The sequence below is a fragment of the Roseateles sp. FW305-36 genome (assembly GCF_058787015.1).
The window spans coordinates 57,864-83,576 of sequence record NZ_JBYSZK010000018.1 but is presented as its reverse complement, the minus strand read 5'-3'; the positions used below and the strand labels follow the sequence as shown (position 1 = coordinate 83,576).

Sequence of the window (25,713 nt, the reverse complement as noted above, 5' to 3'; positions counted from 1 at the left end):
TGCCATGACGGAATCGATTCCCCGCGTGCAGGCCACCGAAGCCGCGCTGGCGCTGATCGCCCAGCTCAGGCGCGACCACGGTGAGCTGCTGTTCTACCAATCGCATGGCTGCTGCGCCGGCAGCGCACCGATGTGCTTTGCCGTGCATGAGCTGAAGCTGAACGCCGGTGATCGCCTGCTCGGCCGTGTGGATGGCGTCCCGGTCTATGCCAGCGAGGCGCAATGCGACTACCTCGCGGGCCTGCAGATGACGCTGGATGTGGCGCCGGGCAACAGCGGCAGCTTCGGCCTGGAGGACGGCTCGGGCCGGCACTTCGTCGCCTTCTTCCGGCTGTGGACCGATGAGGAAGTGCCGCGGCTGGCCCCGATAGAAGCGGTCTGATCAATCGCGCTGGCGGCGCACCAGCGGCAGTGCGCCCAGGGCCAGCAAGGCCAGGGGCAGCGTGCCCGGCAAGGGCAGTGGGTTGGTGGCGCTGCGCAGGGCCACGCGCAGGTTGTCCAGCCCCGTCTCCTCGTTGCCGCCATTGCCTTCGTGCGCCTCGGTCCAGCGCAGGGACGTGATGGCGCTGTTCGACAGGATGCCGACGAAGATGGGCGCGCCGCTGCCGCCGGAGATGGCGATGTCCTGCGTCGTGCCGTCGCTGAACAGGAAGGACAGCAGGCCGGGGTCGATGGCGGTGCTGGGCACGCCGGGGATGGCTTCGAAGCCGGTGATGTCCAGGGCGACCGCGAGGAAGGGCAGGGCGTAGTGGGCCTCGTAGAAGGCATTGCCGTTGGCGCGCGGGCCGAAGGCCATGGCCGTCTGCGCAAAGGTCTGCACCGGGCCGAGGTTGCTCGACAGCGTGACGCCCGGCAGCACCGCCACGCCGGTCAGGTCGGCGCTGGGGGCAAAGCCGGTGAAGTCCTGTGCCTGGCCCGGCCCGCCGACGGCCGCCTGCCATGCGGCCAGGTTGGCGTAGACGGACACGGTGGCGGCCTGGGAAAGGCCCGCGGCGGACAGGGCAAGAGCGACAAGGGTGCGGCGCATGGCGGGTCTCCGAAAGGCTGCTGTGCCATTGGGCGACCGAAGCGGCGGTCGTGCCCACCCCAAGGCCTGGGGGGCGCCCCGCGGATGGGGGTGGGCGGGAGCCGATTCGAGGATTTGTCCCGCGACAGGCGGGGGATCAGGACTCCGGGCCATCATGGGCAGCCCCAAACTTCATCCCTTGCCATGACGGAATCCGCGAACCGCCGCATCCTCGTCCTGCTCGCCAGCACCCGCGCCGACGGCAATGCCGAGCTGATGGCCCGGGCGGCCGTCGGGGCCTTGCCCGCGGACGTCGAAGTGCGCTGGCTGCGCCTGGCCGAACTGGCCCTGCCACCCTTCGTCGACATCCGCCACGAGGGCGGCGGCCACTACCCCGAGCCCGAGGGCGACCTCGGCCGTGCGCTGAAGGACACGCTGTGGGCGACCGACCTGCTCGTCGCCACGCCGCTGTACTGGTACAGCCTGCCGGCCCCGCTCAAGCTCTATCTCGACCACTGGAGTGGATTCATGCGCGTGCCGGGCCTGGACTTCAAGCCGCGCATGGCCGGCAAGGCGATGCATCTGCTGTGTGCCACCAGCAGCGGCGACGAACCTCATCTGGCCGCGCCGCTGGTGGACAGCCTGCGCTTCAGCGCCGACTACATGAAGATGCGCTGGGGCGGCGTGGTGCTGGGCGACGGCAGCCGGCCCGGCGACGTGTTGAAGGACGAGGCCGCGATGGCCGCGGCGGCGCGGCTGCTGGTCAGCGCGGCGGCGGCGTCGGGGCGGTCAGGAAGCGGCCCTCAAGCCGCTTGAGGGTGCCATCGCGCCGCAGCGCCTCGAGGATCGTGTTGAAGCGCTCCACGGTGGCTGCGGCGACGCTGCGCCGCGAGAAGGCAAACACCGGGGCCTCGTTGTCGATGACGAGGGTGCTGGCCTTGATGGACGAGGCCAGGCCGAGCTGCCGGGCCAGATAGGCGGTCGAGTACTCGTCGGCCACGAAGGCGTCGATGCGCTGCATCTGCAGCATGCGCAGCAGGCCCTCGAGGCTGGTCGCCTCCTCCAGCCGGCGCTCCATGCCGGGCCGCTGCAACCGGGCCTTCAGCTCGTCCCGGTAGGCGGTGCCGCGCTCCAGGCCGACGCGCAGGTCGGACGCACGCAGGTCGTCCAGGGTGGCAAGGCGTGGGTCAGGTGCGAGGTCGCTGCGCAGGAAGACGAGATTGCGCGTGCGCATGCCCGGCAGCGAGAAGCGGGCGTAGCGCTCGCGCTCGGCGGTGGGCAATACGCCGGGGACGATGTCGATGCGGCCGGCCTCCAGCTCGGCCATGGCGCGGGCGAAGGGCAGTTCCACGGTCAGCAGCCGGCACTGCAGGCGGGCCGCCGCCGCGTAGGCCACCTCGATCTCCAGGCCGGAGAGGCGGCCCTGGTCGTCCTGGTACTGGTAGGGCGGATCGTGCTTCCAGGTCATGCGCAGCTCGCACGCCGACGCCAACGCGCCGGACAGGGCGAAGACGAGGCACAGGAGGCGGACGACGGAGCGCATGCCGGAAGGACGGGCGAGGAGTCAGACGCAATGTAGTCCTTCGCCAAGGTCATGACCAAGGGGCGCGGGCGGGCCCGCCCGCGCCACCCTATTTCTGCCCGGTGCAATTGGCGTAGAAGCTGACGGTGGCCGGCCAGTCCGAGAACACGCCGATGACGCCGATGTCCTGGGCCATCACGTCCAGCATGCGGAACATGTCGCCCTCGCGGGTGATGGCGCTGTCGAAGGTCTGGTAGTAGGAGCCGTTGTTGCCGTCGGCCAGGATGCCGCTGCGCTCCAGCGACCAGGTGATGATGTCCAGGCCCGCGGCCTTGGCGTTGCGCGCGTATTGCGAGGGCAGCAGGTTGCCACTGGTGTCGGCAGCCAGCAGCGCCCACAGCGGCGGCGCGACGATGCGCACGCCCTGGGCGCGCCAGGCCTTGAGCTGCTCGGCGGTGGGCAGGTCGGCCGGCCCATTGGCGTCGTCGAGATAGACGGCCTGGCGGGCGAAGGCCGGCTCGTTCTTGACCCAGTAGAGGATGTCGTTGAGGTCGAAGCTCTGGGCCCAGACGTCGCGAGCCGGCACGCCGGCGGCCTTGTGCGTGTCGATCATCTTCTGCGCATAGGCGGCCTGGGTGAAGCCGTCGAAGGGCATGACGACGCTGGGCGCCTTCAGCTCGGGTGTCATCTTCACGCCGAGCTGCTGGTAGAGCGCGATGGCTTCCTTCAGCGACAGCAGGGTGCCGCTGGTGGGGCCGGCGTAGAGGTCGGTGCGCCAGTTGGGCGTGCCGGCCATGTACTCCGCCACGGTGCGGCCGCGCGGGTTGAAGGCATCCATCTTGCCGCGCAGGGTCTTGAACTCGGCCAGCGTCAGCTCGCTGGTGCGGCATTCGGCGGCAGCCGGTGCGACCAGGGTGCCGGCGGCATCGAAGACGGCCGGCGTGAAGGGCTTGATGCATTTGCTCGCCAGCGGCGTGGCGAGGATATTGGTCGTCGTGTGCAGGTCGTTCTGCGCGTGGCGGCAGACCAGTTCCTTGTCCTTGGTGAAGGTGACGTCGCATTCGACGATGCCGGCGCCCATGCGCGCGGCGGCCTCGTAGCTCTCCCTGGTGTGCTCGGGGAACTGCAGGGCCGCACCGCGGTGGCCGATGGAGAACAGCGTGGGGCGGTAGCTCTCGCGTGTGGCGGCGCAGTGCTGCAGGCGCTTCTTCAGTGCGCCCTCGGGCATGTCGTTGACGAGGAAGAAGGGGCGCGGGCCGAGCTGCACGCTGGCGATGCCGCCGCGGCGATCGCCGTCATTGTCATGGGCGAAGGCGGGCAGGCTGGCGGTGGCCAGGGCCAGCAGCGCGAGGCGGGCGAGGGTGCGGTGCATGAGGTCTCCAGGGGTGGACAACCCGCACGCTAAGCCAGAGGCGATGAAGCCGCCGTGACAGGCGGCAGCCCAGGCGACGTGAAGTTAGGGGGCGGCGTAGGGTCCGCTGCGCAGCGCGTCCGCGATGCCCCGGCGGTTCTGCGCCAGCGCCGCCATGCTGAAGTGGATGTGGCCGCTGCCCGGCGACAGGTGGCGGATGCTGTCGATCTGGGCCAGCACCTCGTCGGGCTGCCAGCTCTTGTCGGTGTCGTTGATGCGGCTGGTGAACAGGCCCGGATGGATGGGCCGGCCCAGCGGGTTGGAAGCACGCCAGGCCTGCAGCAGCGGCTCGAAGGCCTGGGCGGTTTGCGCGCGCGGCCAGTAGAGCTGGGGCGCGAGATAGTCCATCCAGCCCTCGCGCAGCCACAGCTCGACGTCGGCATAGAGCTTGTCGTACTGGCTGAAGCCGCTGATGCCGGCAGGGCGTGCAGACGGCTTGGGAATGCCGAAGGGGCTGACGCCGACGCGCGTGCCGGGCCGCACCTCGTGGGCCAGCGCGTACAGGCGCTGCACCAGGGTGTTGACGTTGTAGCGGCGCCAGTCGGCGCGGTTCAGCGATCCGCCCTTGGCGACGTAGCGCTGCCAGCTCGTCTCGTCGGGAAAGTCGACCTCCTGCTTGGTGACGGGGTCGTTGACGGGATAGGGATAGAAGTAGTCGTCGATGTGGATGCCGTCGACGGCGTAGCGGCTCAGGATGTCGCGCACGACGGCCAGGGTCTGCTCGGCGGCGGCGGGGTCGCCCGGGTCCATCCAGAGCTGGTCGCCATAGCGCTTGACCCAGTCGCGGCCGCGGCCGATGTGGGTCTCGGCCAGGGCCGATTTGGCGGTGCTGTGCCGTGCACGGTAGGGGTTGATCCAGGCATGCAGCTCCAGGCTGCGGGCTCGCGCCTCGGCCAGCCAGACGGCGAGCGGGTCATAGCCAGGGCTCTGGCCCTGGGTGCCGGTCAGGTACTCGCTCCAGGGCTCGAGCTTGGACTCGTACAGCGCATCGGCGCTGGTGCGCACCTGCAGGATCAGGGCATTGAGGCCGATGCGCACGGCGGTGTCGCACAGGGTCTTGATCTCGGCCTGCTGGGCTTCGGCGCTCAGGCCGGGCTTGCTGGGCCAGTCGATGTTGGCGACGGTGGCGATCCAGGCGGCCCGCCATTCGCGCGGCGGGGCGGGCGTCGTGGACGCCGCTACGGCGGGTGCGGAGGCCGGTGGTGTCGGCGCCAATGCGGCTTCGCCAGGCAGCACCATGGGCGCAGGCGCCGGTGGCGTCGCGCAGGCGCTGAGCAGCGGGACGGAGGCGAGACTGAGCAGATCGCGGCGTTTCATGGCTTCAGACTTTCACGAACCAGTGCTTGCGGTACATCAGCCAGGCGATGGCGTACATAACGAGCACGAAGGCGATGGCGTGCAGCAGCGAGGCGTTGACGGGGGCGAGGCCCGAATCCCGCAGCGGCGCGTAGAGGACGCGGCCCAGCGTACTGCCGTCGGCGAACTTGACCGTGTAGAGCAGCTTGGCCACCAGGCCCGACAGCGCGAACAGGAAGAGGGCGTTCATGCCGAAGACGACCAGCGGATGGAACAGGCGCGCCCAGCGCTGGCGGGCCAGTGGCTGCGGCATGGCGTCCAGCAGCCAGTAGAAGACGGCGAAGACGAGCAGGGCCCAGCCGGCCATCGCGAACACATAGGATGGCGTCCACAGCGATTTGTTGATGGGCATCAGCAAGCCATCCAGCACCTGGCCCAGCCACAGCGAGGCCAGGCCGGCGAGGACCCAGGTCATGGCCTTCTCGGCGGGCTGCTTCTTCGAGGCGAGCACATAGCCGGCCAACACGCCGAGCAGCTGCGACGCGACGGCGGGCAGCGTCGACAGCAGGCCCTCGGGGTCCCAGGTCCTGGCCTGTTTCCACAGATGGCCGTCGAGCAGCAGACGGTCCAGCCAGGCGCCGACGTCCTTGCCCGGCTCCAGCAGGCCGACGTGGACGACGCCTTCCGCATCCGGCATCGGCAGGCCCAGCTGCACGACCGAGTAGACGGCCATCAGCGCCACGGCCCAGATCGCCACGCCGCGCCGGCCGCACCAGATGACGATGGGCGCCGCCGCCAGCGTGCAAAGGCCCAGACGTTGCAGCACACCGGGGATGCGCAGGGTCTCGAAGTTGAAGTAGGGGATCAGATTGAGCAGCAGGCCGATGCCGATGATGACGAGGGCCCGGCGCGAGGTGCTCAGCAGCAGGGCGGTCTTGTCCGCCCCGGCCTGGGCGCGGCGCGCCAGGCTGATCGTCATCGCCATGCCGCTGATGAAGACGAAGAAGGGGAAGACCCAGTCGGTGAAGGTCCAGCCGTTCCAGTGCGCGTGCAGCAGCGGCGCGTAGACGTTGCCCCAGTCGCCCGGGTTGTTGACCAGCAGCATGGCCGCGATGGCGAAGCCGCGGAAGGCGTCCAGGCTGAGGATGCGACCGTTGTTCACTCGTCAACCTTCTTGCCGAAACCGTCCGGCACCTTGATCAGCGCGGCCATCGCGATGCTCGGCAGCGTGGCCACCAGCACCCAGGCGAAGAAGGGCACATAGCCGATGTGGTCCTGCAGCCAGCCGCTCCACATGCCGGGGATCATCATGCCCAGGGCCATGAAGCCGGTGCAGATGGCGTAGTGGGCGGTTTTCTGCGGGCCATCGGCCACGTGGATCATGTACATCAGATAGGCGGTGAAGCCGAGGCCATAACCGAACTGCTCGACGGCCAGGGCCGTGCTGATGAGGGCCAGGCTGGCGGGGTGGGTCAACGCCAGCAGCAGGAAGGCGACGTTGGGCACATGCATGGCCAGCACCAGGGGCCACAGCGCCTTCTTGAGCCCGATGCGGGAGATGACCCAGCCGCCGAACAGACCGCCCAGGGTCAGGGCCGTGAGGCCCACGGTGCCGTAGGCGATGCCGACGGCCTTGGTGGACAGGCCCAGGCCACCCTTGTCGACGGGGTCGAGCAGGAAGGGGCTGGCGAGCTTCAGCAGCTGGGCCTCGGGGAAGCGGTAGAGCAGCAGGAAGCCCAGCGTGACGGCGATGCCGGGCTTCCTGAAAAAACTGGCGAAGACGGCGAAGAACTCGGCCAGCAGGCCGCGCGCCGCGCTGCGGCCCGGGCCGCGCACGTCGGCGGCGGGGCGCGGCAGCACGGCGGCGTGCCACAGGGCCAGCAGCACGAACAGGCAGGCGAGCAACCAGAACACGACTGTCCAGGCCTTCACCACGCTGCCGGTGCGCTCGGTCAGCTCACCGGCCAGATAGACCAGGCCGCCCTGGCCGCCGATATTGGCCAGGCGGTAGAAGGTGGAACGCACGCCGACGAACGCCGCCTGCTGGTGCTGGGGCAGGGCCAGCATGTAATAGCCGTCGGCGGCGATGTCGTGTGAGGCCGAGGCGAAGGCCATCAGCCAGAAGACGGCCAGTGACAGCTGGAAGACCTTGTCGGCGGGGATGGTCAGTGCCACGCCTGCCAGCGCCGCGCCGACGAAGAACTGCAGCACCGCCACCCAGGCGCGCTTGGTGCCGAACAGCTCGGCCAGCGGCGACCACAAGGGCTTGATGACCCAGGGCAGGTAGAGCCAGCTCGTGTAGAGGGCGATGTCGGTGTTGGAGATGCCGAGGTTCTTGTAGAACACCACCGACAGCGTCATGACGACGACATAGGGAATGCCCTGGGCGAAGTAGAGCGTGGGGATCCACGCCCACGGCGAACGCTGGGCCGTGCTCACGCGGCCAGGGCCCGGCCCACGTTGCCGTCGGCGGCATCCAGCAGCGCTCGCGCCGCGTCAACGCCCACGCCGCGCTTGAGCATCACGAGGGCCGTCTTCACATGGTGGTCGCACTGGGCCAGCGCCGCCTGCGCTTCGGCCTCGCCGGCGCCCGAGGCTCGCACCGTCAGCGCCACGGCCCGCTTGACGAGCTTGGCATTGGTCGCCTTCAGGTCCACCATGAGATTGCCGTAGACCTTGTTGAGCCTGACCATCAGGGCCGACGAGAAGGTGTTCAGCGCGATCTTCTGCGAGGTGCCGGCCTTGAGCCGGGTGCTGCCGGAGATGACCTCGGCGCCGGTGTCCAGCGTGATGCCGATCTCCGCCTGCCGGGTGACGGGGGCGCCCGGGTTGTTGGCGAAGCCTATGGTCAGCGCACCTGCCGCGCGGGCGGCTTCGATGGCCCCCAAGACATAGGGGGTGCCGCCCGAGGCCGCCAGCAGCAGGGCGACGTCGTTGGGGCCGGGGTTCAGCGCGGCGAGATCGGCGGCGCCCTGGGCGCGGTCGTCCTCCGCACCCTCGACGGCGACGAACATGGCGCCGGCACCGCCGGCAATGACGGCCACGGCCCGCTCACGCGGCCAGGAAAAGGTGGGGTAGAGCTCCACGCTGTCGAGCACGCCGAGGCGGCCCGAGGTGCCGGCACCGGCATAGAGCAGGCGGCCGCCGGCGCGGATGCGGGGCAGGGCAGCGTCCACGGCCGCGGCCAGTTGGGGCGCGGCGGCCTTCACGGCGGCGATGGCGGCGGTCTGGTCGTCTATGAATGCATCCAGCAGGGCCGGCGTGGCGTAGGTATCCAGGTCGGGATGCCGGGTGCTCGGTGTTTCGGTGTTCAACATGAGAGAGGTTGGCAGCAAGCTGCCGGACTCTAGCGGTTGGCATCGAGGCATGACGAATGCCACGCGCCATTGCGGTCATAACGTCAGGTAATCAGAATCTGCTGGCTGGCTGTAAGGACTGGCAAGGTCATTTCGACGCAAGCTGGCAAGTCGGTTCCGCTGTTCAGGGCCGACCTGTGGTGATTACCCGATCTATCCACTTTCTTTTCTGGAGACTCCACATGAACGCATCCCTGAAGACCGGCCTGGGCATCGCTGCCGCCGCTGCCGCCCTGTTCGCCACCGCCGTGCCCATGACCGCTGCTGCGGCCGACGGCATGGTCAAGTGCTCCGGCGTGAACGGCTGCAAGGGCACTTCCGAGTGCAAGACCGCCAAGAGCGACTGCAAGGGCCACAACGGCTGCAAGGGCCAGGGCTGGGTCAGCAAGAAGAGCGCTGACGAGTGCACCAAGGCTGGCGGCAAGGTCGAGAAGTAAGACCACCCCCGGGGCGCTTGACGCGCCTCCCCCTCAAAGGGGGCGCAGCCAGTGGCCTGGCAAAGCCAGTTCCACGGCTGCCGCTTGATGGCGTGCGAGCCTGCGGCCGCACGTCGTTTTCGTTTGTGACGACATGACCAAGATTCAAGGCTTTGGCCTCGGCTTGCGCGTCGAGCATTACGCCGCCTTCGAGGCCGGCGTCGATGCCGCCGTCAAGCCCGACTGGCTGGAGATCATTTCCGAGAACTACCTGGTGCCGGGCGGCTCGCCGCTGGTGCATCTGGAGCGCATCCGGGCGGACTACCCCCTGGTCATGCATGGCGTGTCCCTGTCCGTCGCCGGGCCGGCGCCGCTGGATCTCGGCTATCTGCGTGAATTGAAAACCCTGGCCGACCGGCTCGAGCCGGGCTGGGTGTCCGATCACCTCTGCTGGAGTGCGGACGCCCACAGCCAGCTGCATGACCTGCTGCCGGTGCCGCTGACACGCGCGGCCCTGGACCACGTCGGCGGCCGCATTGCCCAGGTGCAGGACATCCTCGGCCGGCCGCTGGTGCTGGAGAACGTGTCCAGCTATGTGCGCTTCGCGGCCGACGAGATGACGGAGTGGGACTTCATCGCCCAGCTGCTCAAGGCCACCGGCGCCCAGCTGCTGCTGGACGTCAACAACGTCTATGTCTCGGGCCGCAACCACGGCTTCGATCCCGTCGCCTATCTCGACGGCATCCCCGTCGAGCCGGTGCGCCAGATCCATCTCGCCGGGCATGAAGACCGCGGCGACATCGTCATCGACACCCATGACCATCCGGTGCGCGACGAGGTCTGGGCGCTCTACCAGCACGCCGTGAAGCGCTTCGGCGCCGTGCCGACCATGATCGAGCGCGACGACCACATCCCACCGCTGGACAGCCTGCTGGCCGAGCTCAACGTCGCCCGTCGTCTGGCCGCCGAAGCATGAGCGTCACGCAGCAACAGCAACAACTCGCCGCCGCCATCCGCGACGGCGCCGACGCCGCCGGCCTGCTGGCGGGCGACTTCGCCACGGGCCTGGAGGTCTACCGCCACGCCTACCGCGCGCGCCTCGTCGCGGCCCTGACCGACAACTTCACGGTGCTGGCCCGCGCCCTGGGCGACGACGCCTTCGACGCGCTGGGCCGCGCCTACCTCGACGCCAGGCCCAGCCAGCAGCCGTCCATCCGCTGGTTCGGCCACGGGCTGGCCGACTTCATGGCCACGGCCGACGAGGAACTCGTGCCCCACGCCAGCCTGGTCGACTTCGCCCGCATGGACTGGGCGTTGCGCGGCGCCTTCGATGCCGCCGAGGCGCCGCTGCTCGACCCGGCGACGCTGGCCGCATTGAGCCCCGATGACTGGGCCGACCTCCTCCTGCAGCTGCAGCCCCATGTGCAGCGTGTGACGCTGACCTGCGCCATCGAACCCGCCTGGCGCGTGCTGCGCGAGTGGGAGCCCGAGTCAGGCGACGACCAGCCCGAGCTGCCCGAGCCGGTGCCGCATGACCATGTGCTGCTGGCCTGGCGCCAGGGCCTGGAGACGCGCTGGCGTTCGCTGGAGCCCCTGGAGGCGGCGCTGCTGGACGGCGTGGCCGCCGGCCTGCCCTTTGCACTACTTTGCGAGCGTGCTGCCGAAGTGCTGGGTGACGCCGAAGCCGCTGCGCCGGCCGTCATCGGCGCCTTGCAGCGTTGGTTGGCCGACGGGTTGTTGCAAACGCCCTGACCGAGCGCGATACCAGGCCTTTGCGGCTTGGCTATCCTGCGGGCCTCACCAACGAGGCCTGCCATGTCACGACGCCTGTTCACCGCCCTGTCCGCCGCCCTGCTGATTCCCTGCGCGGCCCATGCCGCCCTCAAGGTCGGCGCACCGGCCCCGGACTTCAGCGCCGACGCCGCCGTCGGGGGCCAGGCCTTCAAGTTCAAGCTGGCCGAGGCCCTCAAGCAGGGCCCGGTGGTGGTGTATTTCTATCCCAAGGCCTTCACCAGCGGCTGCACCGTCGAGGCCCACCAGTTCGCCGAGGCGACCGACAAGTTCAAGGCCCTCAACACCACCGTCATTGGCATGTCCAACGACGACATCGACACGCTGAAGAAGTTCAGCGTCGAGGCCTGCCGCAACAAGTTCGCCGTCGCGGCCGATGCCGGCGGCAAGGTCATCAAGGACTATGACGTCGCGCTGAAGATGGTGCCCGGCACCATGGCCGACCGCGTCTCCTTCCTGATCGCGCCGGACGGCAAGATCGCCGCCGTGCATGCCAGCATGAACCCCGACGGCCACATCGACGCGATGTTGAAGGCCGCCGAGAAGTTCAAGAAGTGACCACCGGCCTCCACGCCCTGGATGCGGCCGCGCTGCTGGCGGCCTATCGCTCGGGCGAGTTGTCGCCCGTCGACGTCATGCGGGCCGTGCTCGAGCAGGCCGGCCGGCGCGAGGGCGAGCTGCATGCGCTGTGCGCGGTCGACGCCGAGGGTGCGCTGGCGGCGGCCCGTGACAGCGAAGGTCGCTGGCGTGCCGGCACCGCGCTGGCGCTGGACGGCGTGCCCGTCACGTTGAAGGAAAACATCGCCGTGCCGGGCGCGAGCTATCGCGTGGGCACTGCCGCCACGGCCGACGATGCGGTGGCCGACTTCGAGGCACCGCCGGCCGCGCGGCTGCGTGAGGCGGGCGCCATTGCCTGGGCGCGCACCACCATGCCCGACTACGGCATGCTGAGTTCGGGCCTGTCCAGCCTTTACTCCGAGCCGGCGCGCAACCCCTGGGACATGGCCATGACGCCGGGCGGCTCCAGCGCAGGCGCCGCTGCCGCGGGCGCGGCTGGCTATGGGCCGCTGCACCTGGGCACCGACATCGGCGGCTCCATCCGCCTGCCGGCCGGCTGGTGTGGCCTGGTCGGCCTCAAGCCCAGCCATGGTCGCGTGCCCATCAAGCCGGGCTATGCCGGCCGCGTCGCCGGGCCGCTGACGCGTACGGTGGCAGACGCCGCGTTGATGCTGGCCGTGCTGGCCCAGCCCGACGCCCGTGACCCGACTCAGCTGCCGCCTTCCGGCGCGGCGCCGCGGCCGCTCCAACCGCGCGGCCTGCGCATCGGTTTGCTGATGGACGCCGGCTGGGGCGACGCCGTGCAGCCCGAGGTGGCCGCCGCCGTCACGGCCGCCGCGCGGGCCTTCGAACAAGCCGGTGCCATCGTCGAACCGCTGCCGCCCTTCACGACGCGCGAGATGGCCGATGGCATCGACCGCTTCTGGCGCATGCGGTCGTGGCTGGACATCTCGGCCCTGGCGCCGGAGCGCCGTGCCAAGGTCCTGCCCTATATCCTCGACTGGGTCGCGCCCGCGGCCGGCTATGACGGCGGCACGGTCTTCCGCGGCTACAGCCAGATGCAGGCGCTGCGCGAGGCGGCCAATGCCGCCTGTGAGCCGTTTGATTTCGTGTTGTCGCCGGTGGCGCCCATGCCGGCCTACCCGGCCCATCTCGCCAGCCCGCTGCACGACCCCACGCGGCCCTTCGAGCACATCGCCTTCACCCTGCCCTGCAACATGAGCGAGCAGCCGGCCCTGTCCATCAATGCGGGCTACACGGCGGGCGGCTTGCCCATCGGTCTGCAGATCATCGGCCGTCGCTTCGACGACGCCGGCGTGCTGGCCCTGGGTGCCGTGTGGGAACAGCTGCGCCCCGCCCAGCGTCCCTGGCCCTTTTGACGGAGCCCACTTTCATGATCCTTGTCCTCGGCCATGTGACCGCCCGCCCCGAGCACTTCGACGAAGTGCTGAAGCTCAGCCAGGAGCATGTCGAGCGTTCGCGCGCCGAGCCCGGCTGCATTGCGCATGCCGTGCACCGCGACAGCGAGAACCCGCTGCGTCTCGTCTTCGTCGAGAAGTGGAGCGACATGGCGGCCCTGCAGGTCCACTTTCGCGTGCCGGCCTCGCGCGCCTTCGGCAAGGCATTGGCCGGCATGGCGACCGAGCTGCCGGGGCTGGAGATCTACGAGGCCGCAGCCCTCAACCCGGCGGGCTGAGGAGGCGGGCCGTCAAGCCCGCCCGATGCTCGGAGGCAACGGCTGCTCCGGCAGCCCGGCCTCGCGCAGCACGCGGTTGACTTCGGCCCAGGCAGCGGCGACGTCCGTGCAGACCAGGCAGGGGCGGCTCAGCCGGTAGACGGCCGCCATGTCGAGCACCATGGGGGCGTCTTCGTCGCCCGGCGCGACGAGCAGGATGGTGGCCAGGGGCACCGTCCGGCGATCCACGAAGCCGCCGACCGTCTCCTTGAATTCGCGCATGCCTTCGTCGTCCAGGCCCAGCGGCCGGCGGAATTCCATCAGGCTGACGTAGCGCCGGTCCGCCGGGATGCGTTCCCCGGCGATGTTGGTGCCGCGCTTGGCGGCGGCCATCAGCGTCGCGTCGAACGGCCCCTGGGCGATGTAGTGCATGACCCGGCCCAGGAAGCCCACCGTCACGCGGCCGAAGCCGTGAGCGTCGGGCTGCTCGTAAAGCGGGGTGGTGTCCGGGGCGTTCATGGGCGTCGGGTGCCCTGCAGATTCTGCAACCGGCCCCTTTTGCCGAGCTTACCGCCGCTTGACCCGCGGGCCCTCAGGCCCGCTTGACAAACCCCAGCAGCGCCGCCATTGGCAGCACCGAGCGCGGCCTGTAGGGCAGGCGCCACAGGCCGCCGTGGTTGGCGCTGTGCACCAGCAGCTTGAGAGGATGGGCGAAGTCGCGCGCCGGTGTGCGCAGCTGGTGCACCCACATCGCGGCCATCAGCGCATTCGTCGTCGCCGGCGCGAAGACCTCGACGCCGAAGGCCTTGGCGCCGCGAAAGCCCGCCGCCAACAGCGGGTTGGAGACCACCGACGCGGTCGTGGTGCTGGGCGCGACATTGAAGGCGATGCGATGGCCCTCGGCGCGCGCCACCAGGGCCCGCCATTGCTGCAGCCGCTTGGCCAGCGCGTAGTTCGGACCCTGCTCGACGACAAGGGCGTCCACCAGGCCCCAGCGGCCGAAATCGCCGGCGTCGACGAGGGCCTCCATATGCGGCGCAAAGCCGCGGCCGCCGCTGGAGAGGCGGGCGCCGAACTGGGCCAGCTTCTTGACGACACCGCGCTCGGCGTAGCGACGCATCACGTCACGGGCCAGTTCCTCGGGCACGGCGAAGACGTCGGTCGGCGTGGCCATGTAGGCGAGCTGGGTGCGGGCATCGGCTTCGCACAGCGTGGCGCTGATGGCGTCCATGGCCAGCGACACCCGCACATGGCGCTCGCCGTCCAGGTAGGCGAGGTTGGCGACGGACAGCCCGTTCGAGCTGGTTGTGCCCAGCGACGCCAGCCAGGCCGCGATCTCGGGCGTTTCGGCCAGCAGGTCGGCGCCGGCATGGGCGACGTCCAGCGGCTGGCCCTGGGCGACCGGCGCGGTCAGCGTGGCGTTGCCGGCGGCGACCGTGGCGGCGATGCGCTTCCAGCTGGCGGCACGGGCCAGGTCGATGCCGACGAGGTGGGCCCGCCATTTCGCGAGCCAGGTCAGCGGCCCGGCTTCGCTGCCCGCACCGAGCAGCACGAGGTGCTGGTCGGACAGGTCGAACCACTCGGGATGGGCGAGGCAGTCGCGCAGGGCGCTCGCATGGGCCGCCTCGCAGACGCCGGCCTTTTCCCAGCGGTCGATCTGGCGGGCCAGGGCGTCGCCAGACAACTCGCGGCCCTGGTGGGGCACGGTCCAGGGCGCCGGTGCCGCATCACCGCTGCCGCGCAGTTCCAGGCTCAGCAAGCGACGCCGCGGCGCGCGCATCGCCTCCAGCAGAGTCTGCGACTTGCCGCTGCGCAAAAAGGGGAGTTCACTCCAGGCCGCGGCCAGGCCAGCACGCGCGGATGCGACCACGCCGACGGGCCGCGCCGCCTGGGCCTGCACCAGCGCGAGCCAGTGTGCGGGGTAGGCATGGCGCCAGTCGCGCTCCGCGATGACGGCGCCGGCGGCCGCGGCATCCAGCTCGCGCAGGGCGGCAGCCACGATGCGCTGCCCCGGCGCTCCGGTGGAGCGCCTGCCCTTGGCATCCAGGGGCCATTGCAGGCCGAGGGCTTCCGTCATCAGCGCGCGGGAGGTGGCTGCGTGGGCAGGCCGGCCGCGGTCAGGTCGGCATTGACCAGGGCCCAGGCGGAGTCGAAGTTGTCGGCCCGGCGCACCGGGCGGCTGGCGCGCCAGATGTCCATCAAGGCCGGCAGGCGCTCGATGCCCGGGATGCCGGGGCGCACGAGGAAGACGGTGGACACGGCGACGATGCCGCGCGAACCGAAGGCGTCGATGCTGGCACGCAGTTCAGCCAGCGCGTCGGAGTTCATCTGCAGGCTGCCGCGGATCTCCAGCAGGTCGCCGAAGCGGCGGTCCGCCGGCAGGCGCTTGCCGGCCAGCGCGATGGCGCGCTTGACGGCGGCCATCAGCGGTGCATCGAAGGGGCCTTCGGCCACCGACACCATGACCCGGCCATGCACTCCCACGCTGACGCGGCCGAAGCTGGGCTTGACGACCGGATGGCGGGAGGGGGGAAGAGCGGGGCCGGTGCTCATGATGTGAGACCATTTTGCACGCTCGAGGACACGCTCAATGAAGGAGTCATGGCAATGTTGACCTTGTACGGCACCAAGGGCTCGGGTTCGGCGGCTGTCGAGGCTGCGCTGCTGCGGGCGGGCCTGGCCTACACGGGTGTGGACGCGGCGTCCTGGAGCCCCGGCCCCGGGCGGGACGAGTTGTTGAAGGTGAATCCGCTGGGGCAAATTCCGACCCTGGTGCTGGCCGACGGCACGGTGTTGACGGAAAGCGCGGCCATCCTCATCCATCTGGGCCTGACGGCGCCGCCGGGGCTGCTGTTGCCGGCCGACGCCAGCGACCGCGCGCGCGCCATCCGCGGCCTGGTCTATGTGGCGGCCAACTGCTATGCGGCCATCAGCGTCATCGACTACCCCGAGCGCTGGTGCGAGCCCTGCGACGACGCGATGAAGGCGCAGATCCGGGCCGGCACGCGCGCCCGCCTGCACGAGCACTGGCGGCTGTTCGCCGACCAGTTCGAGATCGGCTTCGACGCCGGATCGCCGGGTGCGCTGGAGCTGTTGGCGACGGTGGTGTCCAAATGGTCGGGCGCGCGCCCTATGCTGCAGGCCGACAGGCCGAGCTTTCATGCCCAGCTGCTGCGCGTGGAGCAACATCCGGAAGTCGCCTCCGTCTTTCAACGTCACTGGCCTTGAATTGAAGCCCCTCGCCCAGCCTCGCGTCGTTGAACGCGAGCGAGTCTGGTCGGTCCCCCGAGGGGACGGCGATGCTTGCGGCATCGAGCCGCAAGCACATCGCCAGCGCGGGCCGGCTAGGGAGCGGCCCGGCGCTCGGCCCGAAACTCCGATTCAACTATTAACCATGGACAACAGGTATGACCCATCCCATCGACGCCTGGCACGAACTGGCCAAGGCCCGCAACCCGCGCGCGCTTTCGGCCCTGCTGGCCGACGACGTCGTCTTCCACTCGCCCGTCGTGCACACGCCTCAGCGCGGCAAGCCGCTGGCGTCGCAATACCTCGGCGCGGCGCTGATGATCCTGGGCAATGACAGCTTCCGCTATGTGCGCGAGATCCGCGGCGAGCGCGATGCGCTGCTGGAGTTCGAGCTGGCGCTGGACGGCGTGGCCGTCAACGGCGTCGACCTGATCCGCTGGAACGACGCGGGCCAGATCACCGACTTCAAGGTCATGATCCGGCCCCTGAAGGCCATCCAGGCCGTGCAGCAGAAGATGGCCGAGCTGCTGGCGAAGATGCAGCAGTAGGTCAGGGAATCCCGCACAGGCAGTGCACCGCGGCGGCCTTGTCCCACTGGCCGCGGGCGGAGAACTGCGACAGTTCCTTCAGCAGGGCCAGTTCCTCGCGCACCGGCGCCGGCAGGGCGTCCAGGCCGAGCGAAGTGGCGATGGACGGCGCCAGCGTGTCGGTCAGCGAGGCCAGCAGGCGCTCGCTGCGGCTGAGGTCGCGCTCCACATAGGCCAGGCGCGGCTTCTCGCCGGCCTTGACCTCGAGCTTGGCCAGCTGCACGGCGGTCTGCACGGCGTCGGCGAAGCTGCCCAGTCGATCGACCAGGCCGCGCGCCAGTGCCTGGTTGCCGGTCCATATGCGGCCCTGGGCCACGGCATCGATCTTTTCCGGCGTGCTCTTGCGCGCCTGGGCGGCGAGGGTGGTGAAGCGGCCGTAGATGTTGTCGATGCTGGCCTGGACCGCGGCCTTCAGGCGCGGGTCCAGCGGACGGCGCGGGTCGTAGCCGCCGGCCAGCCAGGTCGTCGTGACGCCGCCGGTGTGCAGGGACAGCTTGTCCATCAGGCCCTCGGCCGTCGGCAGCATGCCGAACACGCCGATGCTGCCGGTGATGGTGCCGGGGTCGGCGATGACGGCGTCGCTGGCCATGGAGATCCAGTAGCCGCCCGAGGCCGCCACGTCGCCCATGGACACGACGACGGGCTTGCCGGCCTGGCGCGTCAGCTCCAGCTCGCGGCGCACGATCTCGGAGGCGAAGGCGCTGCCGCCGGGCGAGTTCACGCGCAGCACCAGGGCCTTGATGGCGTCGTCCTCGCGGGCCTTGCGGATCAGGCGGGCGGTGGAGTCGCCGCCGATGCGGCCCGGGCCGGCGTCGCCGTCGACGATCTCGCCCTCGGCCACGACGATGCCGATGCCCGGCTGCAGTTTGTTGGGCGTGCCGGCCTCCTTCACATAGGCCATGTACTGATTTGCGGACACCTGGCGGAAGCTCTTGCTCTCGTCGTCCTTGGCGCCCTTGGCGATCAGCAGCGCGCGCATCTCGTCACGCGTCTTCAGGCCATCGACCAGCTTGGCCTGCAGGGCCAGCTTGGCCGGGTCGTTCTGGGCCGCGGCGAGCAGGGCAGGCAGCTCGTTGATGCTCTTGGCGACGCTGCCGGCCTCGAGCTTGCGGGCGGTCTCGATGCTGCCGGTGAAGCCGCTCCACAGCTCGCCGTAGACCAATCCTTCGGCCTCCTGCGTCGCCGCGCTGGGACCGTTGGCGGTGTAGGGCTCGGCAAAGCTCTTGTAGGTGCCGACCTTGAGGACATTGGGCGACACGCCGATGCGGTCCAGGGCGTCCTTGTAATAGGTGCGGTAGCGGCCGAAGCCCTCGATGCCGACCATGCCCATGGGGTGCAGATAGGCCTCGTTGGCCTGGGCGGCCAGGAAGTAGCCGCGCTGGCTGTAGCTGTCGGCGTAGGCGTAGACCGGCTTGCCGCTCTTCTTGAAGGTTTGCAGGGCCGCGCTCACCTCGTGCAGGCCGGCCAGGCCGGCGCCCTGCAGTTCCTCGACGTCGAGCAGCACGGCGCTGATCTTGTCGTCCCGCCCGGCCTGGTCGAGCACGGCCAGCACGTCGCGCAGGCGCGTCTGGTGCGGCACGCTGCGGCCCTGGGCCTGGGCCGTCAGCTGCTCGCGCGGGCTGCCGGAGAACTGCTCGACGAGATTGCCGTCGAGCTTGAGGACCAGGGTGGTCTTGTCGCTCAGCGGCTTGGGGCCGCGCGTCATCACGGCGATGACGAAGATGATGATGAGCAGCAACACCAGCAGGTTCATCAGCGCGCGGCGCGTGCCGTCCAGCAGCCACCAGGCCTTGGAGAACAGCCAGCCGAGCGTGGAGAAAAAGGACTTCATCGACAGCTACCTTGAGGGTTGATGCGGGCGATTGTGAGGGGCGGCGGCCTTAAGCTCTGCAAGTCACGGTTTGTGAGGACACCTCATGCTTGCTTGGCCCGGCTGGACGAGACGCATCAACGAACATTTCCCGCTGCGATATCTGACGTGGATGCTGTGCGGCCTGCTGGCTCTGTTCTTCGCCATCGGCTGGATGGGCGGCTTGACCGACGGCGTGCTGACGCTGGTCTTCCTCGCGCTGGCGCTGCTGGGGCTGCGCGACTCGCGCCAGACGCGTCATTCCATTCTGCGCAACTACCCGGTCATCGGGCATCTGCGCTTCCTGCTGGAGTTCATCCGGCCCGAGATCCGCCAGTACTTCCTGGAGGGCGACAACGACGCCGCGCCCTTCTCGCGCGCCCAGCGCTCCATCGTCTACCAGCGTGCCAAGGGCGACCCCGACCAGCGCCCCTTCGGCACCCAGCTGGACGTCGGCGCGCGCGGCTATGAATGGATCAACCACTCGCTGGCCCCGACGCATCTGACCAGCCACGACTTCCGCATCACCATCGGCGCCTCTCGGCCCCAACCCTATTCGGCCAGCGTCTTCAACATCTCGGCGATGAGCTTCGGCGCGCTCAGCGCCAACGCCATCCTGTCGCTGAACAAGGGCGCCAAGATCGGCGGCTTCGCCCACGACACCGGCGAGGGCTCGATCAGCGCGCACCACCGCGTCCATGGCGGCGACCTGATCTGGGAGATCGGCTCGGGTTATTTCGGCTGCCGCAATGACGATGGCTCGTTCAGCGCCGAGAAGTTCGAGGCCAGTGCGCGCGACCCGCAGGTCAAGATGATCGAGCTGAAGTTGAGCCAGGGCGCCAAGCCCGGCCATGGCGGCGTGCTGCCGGGCCCCAAGGTGACCGAGGAAATCGCCGCGGCCCGTGGCGTGCCGGTGGGCCAGGCCTGCATCTCGCCGGCCCGCCACAGCGCCTTCTCGACGCCGGTCGAGATGATGCAGTTCATCGAGAAGCTGCGCACCCTGTCCGGCGGCAAGCCCACCGGCTTCAAGCTCTGCATCGGCCATCCCTGGGAATGGTTCGCGCTGACCAAGGCCATGCTGGAGACGGGCATCACGCCCGACTTCATCGTCGTCGACGGCGCCGAGGGCGGCACCGGGGCGGCGCCGCTCGAGTTCACCAACAACGTCGGCGCCCCGCTGCAGGAAGGCCTGCTGCTGGTGCACAACACCCTGCTCGGCCTGAACCTGCGCGACAAGATCAAGATCGGCTGCGCCGGCAAGGTCACGACGGCCTTCGACATCGTGCGCCTGATGGCCCTGGGCGCCGACTGGTGCAACTCGGCGCGCGGCTTCATGTTCGCGCTGGGCTGCATCCAGGCCCAGGCCTGCCACACCGGCCACTGCCCGACGGGCGTGACGACGCAGGACCCGCACCGCCAGCGCGCCATCGTCGTGCCCGACAAGGCCCAGCGCGTCGCCAACTTCCACCAGAACACGCTGAAGGCGCTGAAGGAGCTGGTCGAGGCCGCGGGCCTGTGCCACCCGCAGGAGATCACGGCCCAGCACATCGTGCACCGGCTGGACAAGCACGAGGTGAGGCTGCTGGCCAATCTGCTGCCCTTCGTCGAGCCCGGCGCCGTGCTGCGCGGCGAACTGCCGCACAACACCTTCCGCATCTACTGGCCGCTGGCCAGCGCCCACAGTTTTTCGCCCCAGGGCAGCATCGAACGTACTTCTGTCGTGTGAATTTCGGGCCGAGCGACGGGCCTGCCACGGGCCAGAGGCCCGCGGCCTTCCGTAGGCACAAACAGTCCGCAGGGACTGTTTGTGTCCGACTCCAGTTCACCTAGCCGGCCCGCTCTGGCGATGTGCTTGCCGGTCGAGCCGGCAAGCATCGCCGTCCCCTCGGGGGCTGAGGCCGGACACGGCAAGTCCTGCGGACTTGCCGTGCCTGCCGAAGAGCGGCCGCTTTGTCGGCTGCGCGGTCTGCAAGACCGGCCAAGGTACTCCTTGGACGAGGGGCGCGTGCTTGCGGGGGGTGGCGACTGCAAATTAGGGGGGCGGCGGCCAAAACGCGCACAATCACGGGCGGTTACATCCCTGCGCCATGCCCACCGTCTACCTTCTCCGTCTCAGCGAGACCGCGCTGCAGCGCACCCGCTCGCTGCTGCTGCAGGCCCAGGGCATCGAACTGGCCGGCAGCAGCACCGTGCTGGCCGATGCGCTGGACGAGATCGCTGCGCTGGCGCCCGACATCGTCGCCAGCGACCTGCGCCTGGTCGACAGCCATGCGATGCGGGTCGCCCATGAACTCGGCCGCCTGCCGGTGCGCCCCCAACTGCTGCTGCTGACGCCGACGGCCGACGATCTGCAGCTGTTTGCGGCCCTCAGCGCGGGTGCCAATGCCTATCACGTCGACGACGGCAGCGGCGCCGGCCTGGTGGAAGCCCTGGCGCGATTGCACGAGCGCCGTGCGGCCCTCAGTCCCCAACTCGCGCGTCAGGGCCTGGCGGCCTTCGGCATCGAGCGCAGCCCGCTGACCATCGCCCGCCAGGCCGCCGCGCCGCTGGACGCCACGCCCGCCGGCCGCCAGATCGACCAGGCCAGCCGCCATCTGCTGACGCTGCTGGCCCAGGGCCTGCTGTTGGCCGAGATCGCGACGCTGTGGAAGCTGGAAGTCGCCGAGATCGAACGGCGCATCTGGCGCCTGGTGCGCCTGCTGCACGTTCGATCGAGAGAGCTGCTGATCGCTTAGGGCCCGTTGCCGTAGCGCTAACGGGCCCTCAGGCCGGCACGGCCACCGGCGGCTGGGCCGTCGGTGCGCTGTCGATGAAGCTCTGGCGCTGCGACAGCTTGTCCATGTGGCGCGCCAGATTCGGGTGCGCCTCGCGCCAGTTGATCTCAGGGAAGCGGAACTCCAGCCAGCCCAGGGCACAGCCCACGGCGATGTCGGCCAGCGAGAAGTGGTTGCCCGAGCACCAGGGCTTCTCGCCCAGGCCCTGGCTCATGGCGGCCAGGGCGGCGGTGACCTTGGTCAGGTGGCGGTCGATCCAGGCCTGGTTGCGCTGCTCCGGCGGGCGCTGGGCCCAGGTGCGCTCCAGGCGCACGAGGATGGCGGCGTCGACGATGCCGTCGGCCAGGGCCTCCCAGGTGCGCACTTCGCAGCGCTCACGGCCACGCTCGGGAATGAGCTTGCCGACAGGTGACAGGGTGTCGACGTATTCGACGATGACGCGCGAGTCGAAGACGGCACCGGTGATGGAGTCCTGGCCTTCCATGACGAGGCAGGGCACCTTGCCGAGCGGATTCATCTTCAGGATGGCGTCGCTGCCCCAGACATCTTCAAGCACCAACTGGTAATCGAGCTTCTTCTCGGCCATCACGATGCGCACCTTGCGCACATAGGGGCTGGCGAGAGATCCGATCAACTTCATCGCGGTCATAGGGCAAACACGGAGATCACAAGTCGAAACGATTCTAGCCAGCGCCCCATGGCGATTCGGCCGTGAAAAAGGCCTGTCGGCTCCGGTACACAGCCACCTCACGCGGGGGTTGCCAGCCCGGCCGCCGGCCGCCAGAGTGTCGGCCGGCCCACTGCGGTAGACGGTGGCTGACTCCAGGGAGATCCCTTTCCATGCAAGAACCTGACGCCGCCCTCGCCGCGGCTATTCCGGCGCAGCCGCCCGCGCCGCGTGTCCTCGAAATCCGCTTCACGGGTTCGGGCAGCGAGTATTTCCGCATCTGGTCGGTCAACCTGCTGCTCATCCTCGTCACGCTGGGCCTGTACCTGCCCTTCGCCAAGGCCCGGCGCATCCGCTACTTCTATGCCAACACCCTGGTCGACGGCCAGGCGCTGAGCTTCCATGGCGACGCCTGGAAGATGTTCCGCGGCTTCCTGTTGCTGGTGCTGCTGATGGCGGTCTACAGCGGCGCGGGGCGTTTCTCGACCACGGCCGCCTTCGTCGCCTTCCTGATCCTGTGCGCCGTCTGGCCGGCACTGTGGCGGGCCTCGCTGCAGTTCCGCCTCGGCAACACCAGCTGGCGCGGCCTGCGCATGCGCTTCGACGGCACGCTGGCGGGCGCCTATCTGAGCTGCGCGCCCAGCTATCTGCCGGCCATTGCCCTGGTGGGCGGTGCCACCTCGCTGGACCCCGAGACCCTCAAGGCCGCCAGCGGCTTCACGCCCGGCATGGCGCTGTACGCGGTCGGTGCCCTGAGCATGATGCTGTTCGCGCCCTGGTCGCTGACCCTGTTCAAGCGCTACCAGCACAACGGTTATCGCATCGCCGGCCAGCACAGCCGCGTGAAGCTGTCGGTGGCCAAGGTCTATCTGCTGGCCCTGAAGACCTTTGGCGTTTCGCTGCTGCCGATGATCGGTGCCGGCGTGCTGGTGGCCGTCATCGGCGCCGTGGGCGCCGCGGTCGGCGGCGGCGGACGGATCGCGAGCATCGCCTTCATGACCATCGGCCTGCTGCTGGGCTATCTGCTGTACTTCGCCGTCGTCATGCCTTATGGCGCGACGCGCATGCAGAACCTGGCCTGGAACGGCACCAGCAGCGAGGCGTTGAAGTTCCGCAGCACGCTGCGCTTCTCGGCCCTGTTCGGCCTGACGCTGAAGAACTGGCTGCTGACGGCGTTGACCCTCGGGCTGTACCGGCCCTTCGCCGCCGTGTCGACGGCCCGCCTGCGGCTGGAGGCGGTCTATGTCCAGAGCAGCGAAGACCCGGCCGACTGGGTCGCCGCGGCCCATGCCGGACATGCGGACGCGACCGGCGACATCGCCGGTGACTTCTTCGGCATCGACATGGGCCTGTGAGCATGGACGACGCACGCCTCGAACCCAGCTTCACCGCCCCCGCTGCCGTCCCGCGCACGCTGGAGATCCGCTTCACCGGTTCGGGCAGCGAGTACTTTCGCATCTGGGCCGTCAACATGCTGCTCACGCTGGTGACGCTGGGCTTGTACCTGCCCTTCGCCAAGGCCAGGCGCATCCGCTACTTCTATGCCAACACCCTGATCGATGGACAGGCCCTGAGCTTTCATGGCGACCCGTGGAAGATGTTCAAGGGCTTCATGCTGCTGGTCGTGCTGTTCGGCCTCTACGTCGGCCTGGGCGCGGTCTCGACCACGCTGAGCGCAGTGGCCTTCGTGGCCCTGGTGCTGCTGTGGCCGCCGCTGTGGCGGGCCGGCATGCGCTTCCGGCTGACGCACACCAGCTGGCGCGGCCTGCGCTTGGGCTTCTCGGGCAGCGTCGCCGATGCCTACAAGGCCTTTCTGCCGGCGGCCGTTCCGCTGATGCTGATGGTGATCCTGCCGGAACAGGGAGGCTTCGCCGCCATGGGCCTGGCTGGCCTGGCCGCCATCGTCTTCAACTTCATGGTGCCGTGGACGCTGGGCCTGGCCAAGCGCTACCAGCACAACCACTACCGCTATGCGCATCAGCAGGCGCGCACGACGCTGCAACCGTCGCAGGTCTGGGGCCTGAGCTTCCGGGCCGGCCTCGCGGGCGGCCTCGTGGCTATCCTGGTCGGCATCGGTTTTGCCGTGCTGCTGCCGTCCCTGCGCGGTGGCGACAGCTGGTTCTTCATGGTCGGCCTGGGCCTGCTGTATCTGTTGGCCTATGTGATCACGTCGTCCATCTTCACGGCCGGCCTGCAGAACATGGCCTGGACGCAGACGTCCAGCAACGACATCCGCTTCCTCAGCGCGCTGGACACCATGACCCTGGCCAAGCTGACGCTGAAGAACTGGCTGCTCGTGATCGTCACGCTCAGCCTCTACCGTCCCTTTGCCGCCATCGCGACGGCGCGCCTGCGCCTGCAGGCCGTGACCCTGGAGACCACGGCCGACATGGACGCCTGGACGGGTGACGAGGCGGCACTGAGCGCCGAGGCCGCGGGCGACTTCGCCGGCGACTTCTTCGGCATCGATCTGGGCCTGTGATGACCGGCCCGCGCCTGCATGCCGACTGGTTCGACGGCCGCAGCGCGCGTGCCCGGCCCGTGGAGGTCTGGCTGGACGGGGCCAGCCTGCATTACGGCGAACACAGCGCGGCCCTGTCCACCCTGACCTGGCCCGAGCGCCAGCGCCATGGCCAGCGCCAGATCCTGCTGCCCGGCGGCGGCCTGCTGAGCTTTGCCGATGGCACGGCCTTCGACGCCTGGTGCCAGGCTTCGGGCCGCGGCGACAGCGTCGTCGTGCAGTGGCAGCAGAGCTGGCGGCTGGCCCTGCTGTCGCTGCTGCTGCTGGTCGCCGGCCTGGCGGCCGCCTACCGCTGGGGCCTGCCCTGGGCCGTGGACAAGGCGGTGGACGCCATGCCGCGGTCGGCCGAGCGGACGCTGGGCGAGCATGTGCTGGACGGCCTGGACGACCAGTGGCTCAAGCCCAGCCGGCTCAAGCCGGAGCAGCAGCGGGCCTGGCGCCGGCGCTGGGACGAGGTCATCGCCCGCGCCGGCCATGCCGTGCCCCTGCCCGAGCGCTTCGAGATCCACTTCCGCGACGGCGGCAAGGCCCTGGGCCCGAATGCCTTCGCCCTGCCGGGCGGCGACATCGTCATCACCGACGACTTGCTGGAGCTGCTGGCCGACGAACCCGATGCGGTGATGACGGTGCTGGCCCACGAGATCGGCCATGTGCAGCATCGCCACGGCCTGCGGCTGATGCTGCACGCCGGCGCCGTCAGCATCGTGGCCTCGGTCATCGTCGGCGACTTCTCGACCCTGCTGGCCTCGGCGCCCGCCGTGCTGGCCGGCAACGCCTATTCGCGCGACAACGAACGCGAGGCCGACCTCTACGGCCGCAGCCTGGCGCGGGCCGGCGGCGTCGACACCTCGCGCATGGCCGTCTTCTTCGAGCGCCTGGCCGAGCAGCACAAGGCGACGGTGGACAACAACCCTGTGGCCATCGCGATTGCCACGCATCCGGCTGACGAAGAGCGGGTGCGTTTCTTCAGCGAGCGTTGAAGCGGAGGGGGGGGGGGGGGGGGGGGGGGGGGGGGGGGGGGGGAGGAAGGGAAGA

At 69.5% G+C, this 25,713-nt stretch carries 27 protein-coding genes; 15 read left to right on the top strand and 12 right to left on the bottom strand.

Features of this window, described 5'->3' with window-relative positions; all coding sequences use genetic code 11:
• Positions 1 to 4 precede the first annotated feature (4 nt).
• A complete protein-coding gene (locus AC3WOE_RS26075; RefSeq protein WP_492694655.1) occupies positions 5 to 382 on the top strand; it encodes a DUF779 domain-containing protein in 378 nt (125 codons plus the stop codon).
• Here the strand turns inward: AC3WOE_RS26075 and AC3WOE_RS26070 are convergent, their stop codons facing one another.
• The gene (locus AC3WOE_RS26070) at positions 383 to 1,027 is read right to left on the bottom strand and encodes a hypothetical protein (protein ID WP_492694653.1); all 645 of its coding nucleotides are present in this window, start codon (positions 1,025 to 1,027) and stop codon (positions 383 to 385) included.
• A gap of 183 nt (positions 1,028 to 1,210) precedes the next feature.
• Between AC3WOE_RS26070 and AC3WOE_RS26065 the strand changes: the two genes are divergently transcribed.
• Positions 1,211 to 1,822 carry a flavodoxin family protein gene (locus AC3WOE_RS26065; protein WP_492694651.1) on the top strand — a complete coding sequence of 204 codons (612 nt, stop codon included), beginning with the start codon at positions 1,211 to 1,213 and terminating at the stop codon, positions 1,820 to 1,822.
• Here the strand turns inward: AC3WOE_RS26065 and AC3WOE_RS26060 are convergent.
• The 6 genes from AC3WOE_RS26060 to AC3WOE_RS26035 all read right to left on the bottom strand — a co-directional run bounded on the left by AC3WOE_RS26060 (position 1,770) and on the right by AC3WOE_RS26035 (position 8,552).
• Positions 1,770 to 2,549, bottom strand: a complete 780-nt coding sequence (locus AC3WOE_RS26060; RefSeq protein ID WP_492694649.1) for a substrate-binding periplasmic protein — start codon at positions 2,547 to 2,549, stop codon at positions 1,770 to 1,772. The genes AC3WOE_RS26065 and AC3WOE_RS26060 overlap by 53 nt on opposite strands.
• Before the next feature lie 88 nt (positions 2,550 to 2,637).
• Positions 2,638 to 3,900 carry a glycerophosphodiester phosphodiesterase family protein gene (locus AC3WOE_RS26055; RefSeq protein ID WP_492694647.1) on the bottom strand — a complete coding sequence of 421 codons (1,263 nt, stop codon included), beginning with the start codon at positions 3,898 to 3,900 and terminating at the stop codon, positions 2,638 to 2,640.
• A gap of 84 nt (positions 3,901 to 3,984) precedes the next feature.
• Positions 3,985 to 5,256, bottom strand: a complete 1,272-nt coding sequence (locus tag AC3WOE_RS26050) for a glycoside hydrolase family 10-like protein (RefSeq protein WP_492694645.1) — start codon at positions 5,254 to 5,256, stop codon at positions 3,985 to 3,987.
• A gap of 4 nt (positions 5,257 to 5,260) precedes the next feature.
• Positions 5,261 to 6,397 (bottom strand): acyltransferase family protein, encoded by a 1,137-nt coding sequence (locus AC3WOE_RS26045; RefSeq protein WP_492694643.1) that lies wholly within the window; start codon positions 6,395 to 6,397, stop codon positions 5,261 to 5,263.
• Positions 6,394 to 7,674 (bottom strand): MFS transporter, encoded by a 1,281-nt coding sequence (locus tag AC3WOE_RS26040; RefSeq protein ID WP_492694642.1) that lies wholly within the window; start codon positions 7,672 to 7,674, stop codon positions 6,394 to 6,396. The genes AC3WOE_RS26045 and AC3WOE_RS26040 overlap by 4 nt, the downstream gene beginning before the upstream one ends.
• Positions 7,671 to 8,552, bottom strand: coding sequence for an N-acetylmuramic acid 6-phosphate etherase (locus AC3WOE_RS26035; protein WP_492694640.1), 882 nt, complete (start codon positions 8,550 to 8,552; stop codon positions 7,671 to 7,673). The genes AC3WOE_RS26040 and AC3WOE_RS26035 overlap by 4 nt, the downstream gene beginning before the upstream one ends.
• Before the next feature lie 221 nt (positions 8,553 to 8,773).
• On the opposite strand from AC3WOE_RS26035, the gene bufA2 reads away from it, so the two are divergent.
• From bufA2 to AC3WOE_RS26005, 6 genes are all read left to right on the top strand, one after another.
• Positions 8,774 to 9,028, top strand: a complete 255-nt coding sequence (gene bufA2 / locus AC3WOE_RS26030) for a BufA2 family periplasmic bufferin-type metallophore (protein WP_492694639.1) — start codon at positions 8,774 to 8,776, stop codon at positions 9,026 to 9,028.
• A gap of 133 nt (positions 9,029 to 9,161) precedes the next feature.
• A complete protein-coding gene (bufB, locus tag AC3WOE_RS26025; protein WP_492694637.1) occupies positions 9,162 to 9,983 on the top strand; it encodes an MNIO family bufferin maturase in 822 nt (273 codons plus the stop codon).
• Positions 9,980 to 10,759 carry an HvfC/BufC family peptide modification chaperone gene (locus tag AC3WOE_RS26020; protein WP_492694635.1) on the top strand — a complete coding sequence of 260 codons (780 nt, stop codon included), beginning with the start codon at positions 9,980 to 9,982 and terminating at the stop codon, positions 10,757 to 10,759. The genes bufB and AC3WOE_RS26020 overlap by 4 nt, the downstream gene beginning before the upstream one ends.
• 63 nt (positions 10,760 to 10,822) lie before the next feature.
• Complete coding sequence (locus AC3WOE_RS26015) at positions 10,823 to 11,356, top strand: peroxiredoxin (RefSeq protein WP_492694633.1); 534 nt, start codon at positions 10,823 to 10,825, stop codon at positions 11,354 to 11,356.
• Entirely contained in the window at positions 11,353 to 12,735 is a 1,383-nt protein-coding gene (locus AC3WOE_RS26010) for an amidase (protein ID WP_492694631.1), read from the top strand. The genes AC3WOE_RS26015 and AC3WOE_RS26010 overlap by 4 nt, the downstream gene beginning before the upstream one ends.
• Before the next feature lie 14 nt (positions 12,736 to 12,749).
• Positions 12,750 to 13,052, top strand: coding sequence for a putative quinol monooxygenase (locus tag AC3WOE_RS26005; protein ID WP_492694629.1), 303 nt, complete (start codon positions 12,750 to 12,752; stop codon positions 13,050 to 13,052).
• 12 nt (positions 13,053 to 13,064) lie between these two features.
• Here AC3WOE_RS26005 and AC3WOE_RS26000 read toward each other — a convergent pair whose 3' ends face one another.
• The 3 genes from AC3WOE_RS26000 to AC3WOE_RS25990 all read right to left on the bottom strand — a co-directional run bounded on the left by AC3WOE_RS26000 (position 13,065) and on the right by AC3WOE_RS25990 (position 15,584).
• On the bottom strand, positions 13,065 to 13,550 hold the full coding sequence (locus AC3WOE_RS26000; protein WP_492694628.1) for a hypothetical protein: 486 nt from the start codon (positions 13,548 to 13,550) through the stop codon (positions 13,065 to 13,067).
• 73 nt (positions 13,551 to 13,623) lie between these two features.
• On the bottom strand, positions 13,624 to 15,108 hold the full coding sequence (locus tag AC3WOE_RS25995; RefSeq protein WP_492694626.1) for a hypothetical protein: 1,485 nt from the start codon (positions 15,106 to 15,108) through the stop codon (positions 13,624 to 13,626).
• A complete protein-coding gene (locus AC3WOE_RS25990) occupies positions 15,108 to 15,584 on the bottom strand; it encodes a hypothetical protein (protein ID WP_492694624.1) in 477 nt (158 codons plus the stop codon). The genes AC3WOE_RS25995 and AC3WOE_RS25990 overlap by 1 nt, the downstream gene beginning before the upstream one ends.
• Positions 15,585 to 15,638: 54 nt before the next feature.
• Here AC3WOE_RS25990 and AC3WOE_RS25985 point away from each other — a divergent pair, with 54 nt between their 5' ends.
• Positions 15,639 to 16,259, top strand: coding sequence for a glutathione S-transferase (locus AC3WOE_RS25985; protein WP_492694622.1), 621 nt, complete (start codon positions 15,639 to 15,641; stop codon positions 16,257 to 16,259).
• 179 nt (positions 16,260 to 16,438) lie between these two features.
• Positions 16,439 to 16,828, top strand: coding sequence for a nuclear transport factor 2 family protein (locus AC3WOE_RS25980; protein ID WP_492694620.1), 390 nt, complete (start codon positions 16,439 to 16,441; stop codon positions 16,826 to 16,828).
• Between the two features lies 1 nt (position 16,829).
• Here AC3WOE_RS25980 and sppA read toward each other — a convergent pair whose 3' ends face one another.
• Complete coding sequence (sppA, locus tag AC3WOE_RS25975) at positions 16,830 to 18,698, bottom strand: signal peptide peptidase SppA (RefSeq protein ID WP_492694618.1); 1,869 nt, start codon at positions 18,696 to 18,698, stop codon at positions 16,830 to 16,832.
• 85 nt (positions 18,699 to 18,783) lie between these two features.
• Between sppA and AC3WOE_RS25970 the strand changes: the two genes are divergently transcribed.
• Positions 18,784 to 20,442, top strand: a complete 1,659-nt coding sequence (locus AC3WOE_RS25970) for an FMN-binding glutamate synthase family protein (protein WP_492694616.1) — start codon at positions 18,784 to 18,786, stop codon at positions 20,440 to 20,442.
• 361 nt (positions 20,443 to 20,803) lie between these two features.
• Complete coding sequence (locus AC3WOE_RS25965) at positions 20,804 to 21,451, top strand: response regulator (protein ID WP_492694614.1); 648 nt, start codon at positions 20,804 to 20,806, stop codon at positions 21,449 to 21,451.
• Positions 21,452 to 21,479: 28 nt separating this feature from the next.
• On the opposite strand, the gene AC3WOE_RS25960 is transcribed toward AC3WOE_RS25965, so the two are convergent.
• Entirely contained in the window at positions 21,480 to 22,130 is a 651-nt protein-coding gene (locus tag AC3WOE_RS25960; RefSeq protein WP_492694612.1) for a glutathione S-transferase family protein, read from the bottom strand.
• 200 nt (positions 22,131 to 22,330) lie between these two features.
• Between AC3WOE_RS25960 and AC3WOE_RS25955 the strand changes: the two genes are divergently transcribed.
• The 3 genes from AC3WOE_RS25955 to AC3WOE_RS25945 are packed head-to-tail and all read left to right on the top strand — an operon-like array spanning position 22,331 to position 25,658.
• On the top strand, positions 22,331 to 23,512 hold the full coding sequence (locus AC3WOE_RS25955; RefSeq protein WP_492694611.1) for a YjgN family protein: 1,182 nt from the start codon (positions 22,331 to 22,333) through the stop codon (positions 23,510 to 23,512).
• A gap of 2 nt (positions 23,513 to 23,514) precedes the next feature.
• Positions 23,515 to 24,639, top strand: a complete 1,125-nt coding sequence (locus AC3WOE_RS25950) for a YjgN family protein (RefSeq protein WP_492694609.1) — start codon at positions 23,515 to 23,517, stop codon at positions 24,637 to 24,639.
• Entirely contained in the window at positions 24,639 to 25,658 is a 1,020-nt protein-coding gene (locus tag AC3WOE_RS25945; RefSeq protein WP_492694607.1) for a M48 family metallopeptidase, read from the top strand. The genes AC3WOE_RS25950 and AC3WOE_RS25945 overlap by 1 nt, the downstream gene beginning before the upstream one ends.
• Positions 25,659 to 25,713 lie beyond the last annotated feature (55 nt).

Excerpts from the sequence above, each read along its gene's own strand:
- AC3WOE_RS26075 (WP_492694655.1), top strand. The coding sequence starts at position 5 with ATGACGGAATCGATTCCCCGCGTGCAGGCCACCGAAGCCGCGCTGGCG.
- AC3WOE_RS26070 (WP_492694653.1), bottom strand. The coding sequence starts at position 1,027 with ATGCGCCGCACCCTTGTCGCTCTTGCCCTGTCCGCCGCGGGCCTTTCC.
- AC3WOE_RS26065 (WP_492694651.1), top strand. The coding sequence starts at position 1,211 with ATGACGGAATCCGCGAACCGCCGCATCCTCGTCCTGCTCGCCAGCACC.
- AC3WOE_RS26060 (WP_492694649.1), bottom strand. The coding sequence starts at position 2,549 with ATGCGCTCCGTCGTCCGCCTCCTGTGCCTCGTCTTCGCCCTGTCCGGC.
- AC3WOE_RS26055 (WP_492694647.1), bottom strand. The coding sequence starts at position 3,900 with ATGCACCGCACCCTCGCCCGCCTCGCGCTGCTGGCCCTGGCCACCGCC.
- AC3WOE_RS26050 (WP_492694645.1), bottom strand. The coding sequence starts at position 5,256 with ATGAAACGCCGCGATCTGCTCAGTCTCGCCTCCGTCCCGCTGCTCAGC.
- AC3WOE_RS26035 (WP_492694640.1), bottom strand. The coding sequence starts at position 8,552 with ATGTTGAACACCGAAACACCGAGCACCCGGCATCCCGACCTGGATACC.
- bufA2 (WP_492694639.1), top strand. The coding sequence starts at position 8,774 with ATGAACGCATCCCTGAAGACCGGCCTGGGCATCGCTGCCGCCGCTGCC.
- bufB (WP_492694637.1), top strand. The coding sequence starts at position 9,162 with ATGACCAAGATTCAAGGCTTTGGCCTCGGCTTGCGCGTCGAGCATTAC.
- AC3WOE_RS26020 (WP_492694635.1), top strand. The coding sequence starts at position 9,980 with ATGAGCGTCACGCAGCAACAGCAACAACTCGCCGCCGCCATCCGCGAC.
- AC3WOE_RS26015 (WP_492694633.1), top strand. The coding sequence starts at position 10,823 with ATGTCACGACGCCTGTTCACCGCCCTGTCCGCCGCCCTGCTGATTCCC.
- AC3WOE_RS26005 (WP_492694629.1), top strand. The coding sequence starts at position 12,750 with ATGATCCTTGTCCTCGGCCATGTGACCGCCCGCCCCGAGCACTTCGAC.
- AC3WOE_RS26000 (WP_492694628.1), bottom strand. The coding sequence starts at position 13,550 with ATGAACGCCCCGGACACCACCCCGCTTTACGAGCAGCCCGACGCTCAC.
- AC3WOE_RS25995 (WP_492694626.1), bottom strand. The coding sequence starts at position 15,108 with ATGACGGAAGCCCTCGGCCTGCAATGGCCCCTGGATGCCAAGGGCAGG.
- AC3WOE_RS25990 (WP_492694624.1), bottom strand. The coding sequence starts at position 15,584 with ATGAGCACCGGCCCCGCTCTTCCCCCCTCCCGCCATCCGGTCGTCAAG.
- AC3WOE_RS25985 (WP_492694622.1), top strand. The coding sequence starts at position 15,639 with ATGTTGACCTTGTACGGCACCAAGGGCTCGGGTTCGGCGGCTGTCGAG.
- AC3WOE_RS25980 (WP_492694620.1), top strand. The coding sequence starts at position 16,439 with ATGACCCATCCCATCGACGCCTGGCACGAACTGGCCAAGGCCCGCAAC.
- sppA (WP_492694618.1), bottom strand. The coding sequence starts at position 18,698 with ATGAAGTCCTTTTTCTCCACGCTCGGCTGGCTGTTCTCCAAGGCCTGG.
- AC3WOE_RS25970 (WP_492694616.1), top strand. The coding sequence starts at position 18,784 with ATGCTTGCTTGGCCCGGCTGGACGAGACGCATCAACGAACATTTCCCG.
- AC3WOE_RS25965 (WP_492694614.1), top strand. The coding sequence starts at position 20,804 with ATGCCCACCGTCTACCTTCTCCGTCTCAGCGAGACCGCGCTGCAGCGC.
- AC3WOE_RS25960 (WP_492694612.1), bottom strand. The coding sequence starts at position 22,130 with ATGAAGTTGATCGGATCTCTCGCCAGCCCCTATGTGCGCAAGGTGCGC.
- AC3WOE_RS25955 (WP_492694611.1), top strand. The coding sequence starts at position 22,331 with ATGCAAGAACCTGACGCCGCCCTCGCCGCGGCTATTCCGGCGCAGCCG.
- AC3WOE_RS25950 (WP_492694609.1), top strand. The coding sequence starts at position 23,515 with ATGGACGACGCACGCCTCGAACCCAGCTTCACCGCCCCCGCTGCCGTC.
- AC3WOE_RS25945 (WP_492694607.1), top strand. The coding sequence starts at position 24,639 with ATGACCGGCCCGCGCCTGCATGCCGACTGGTTCGACGGCCGCAGCGCG.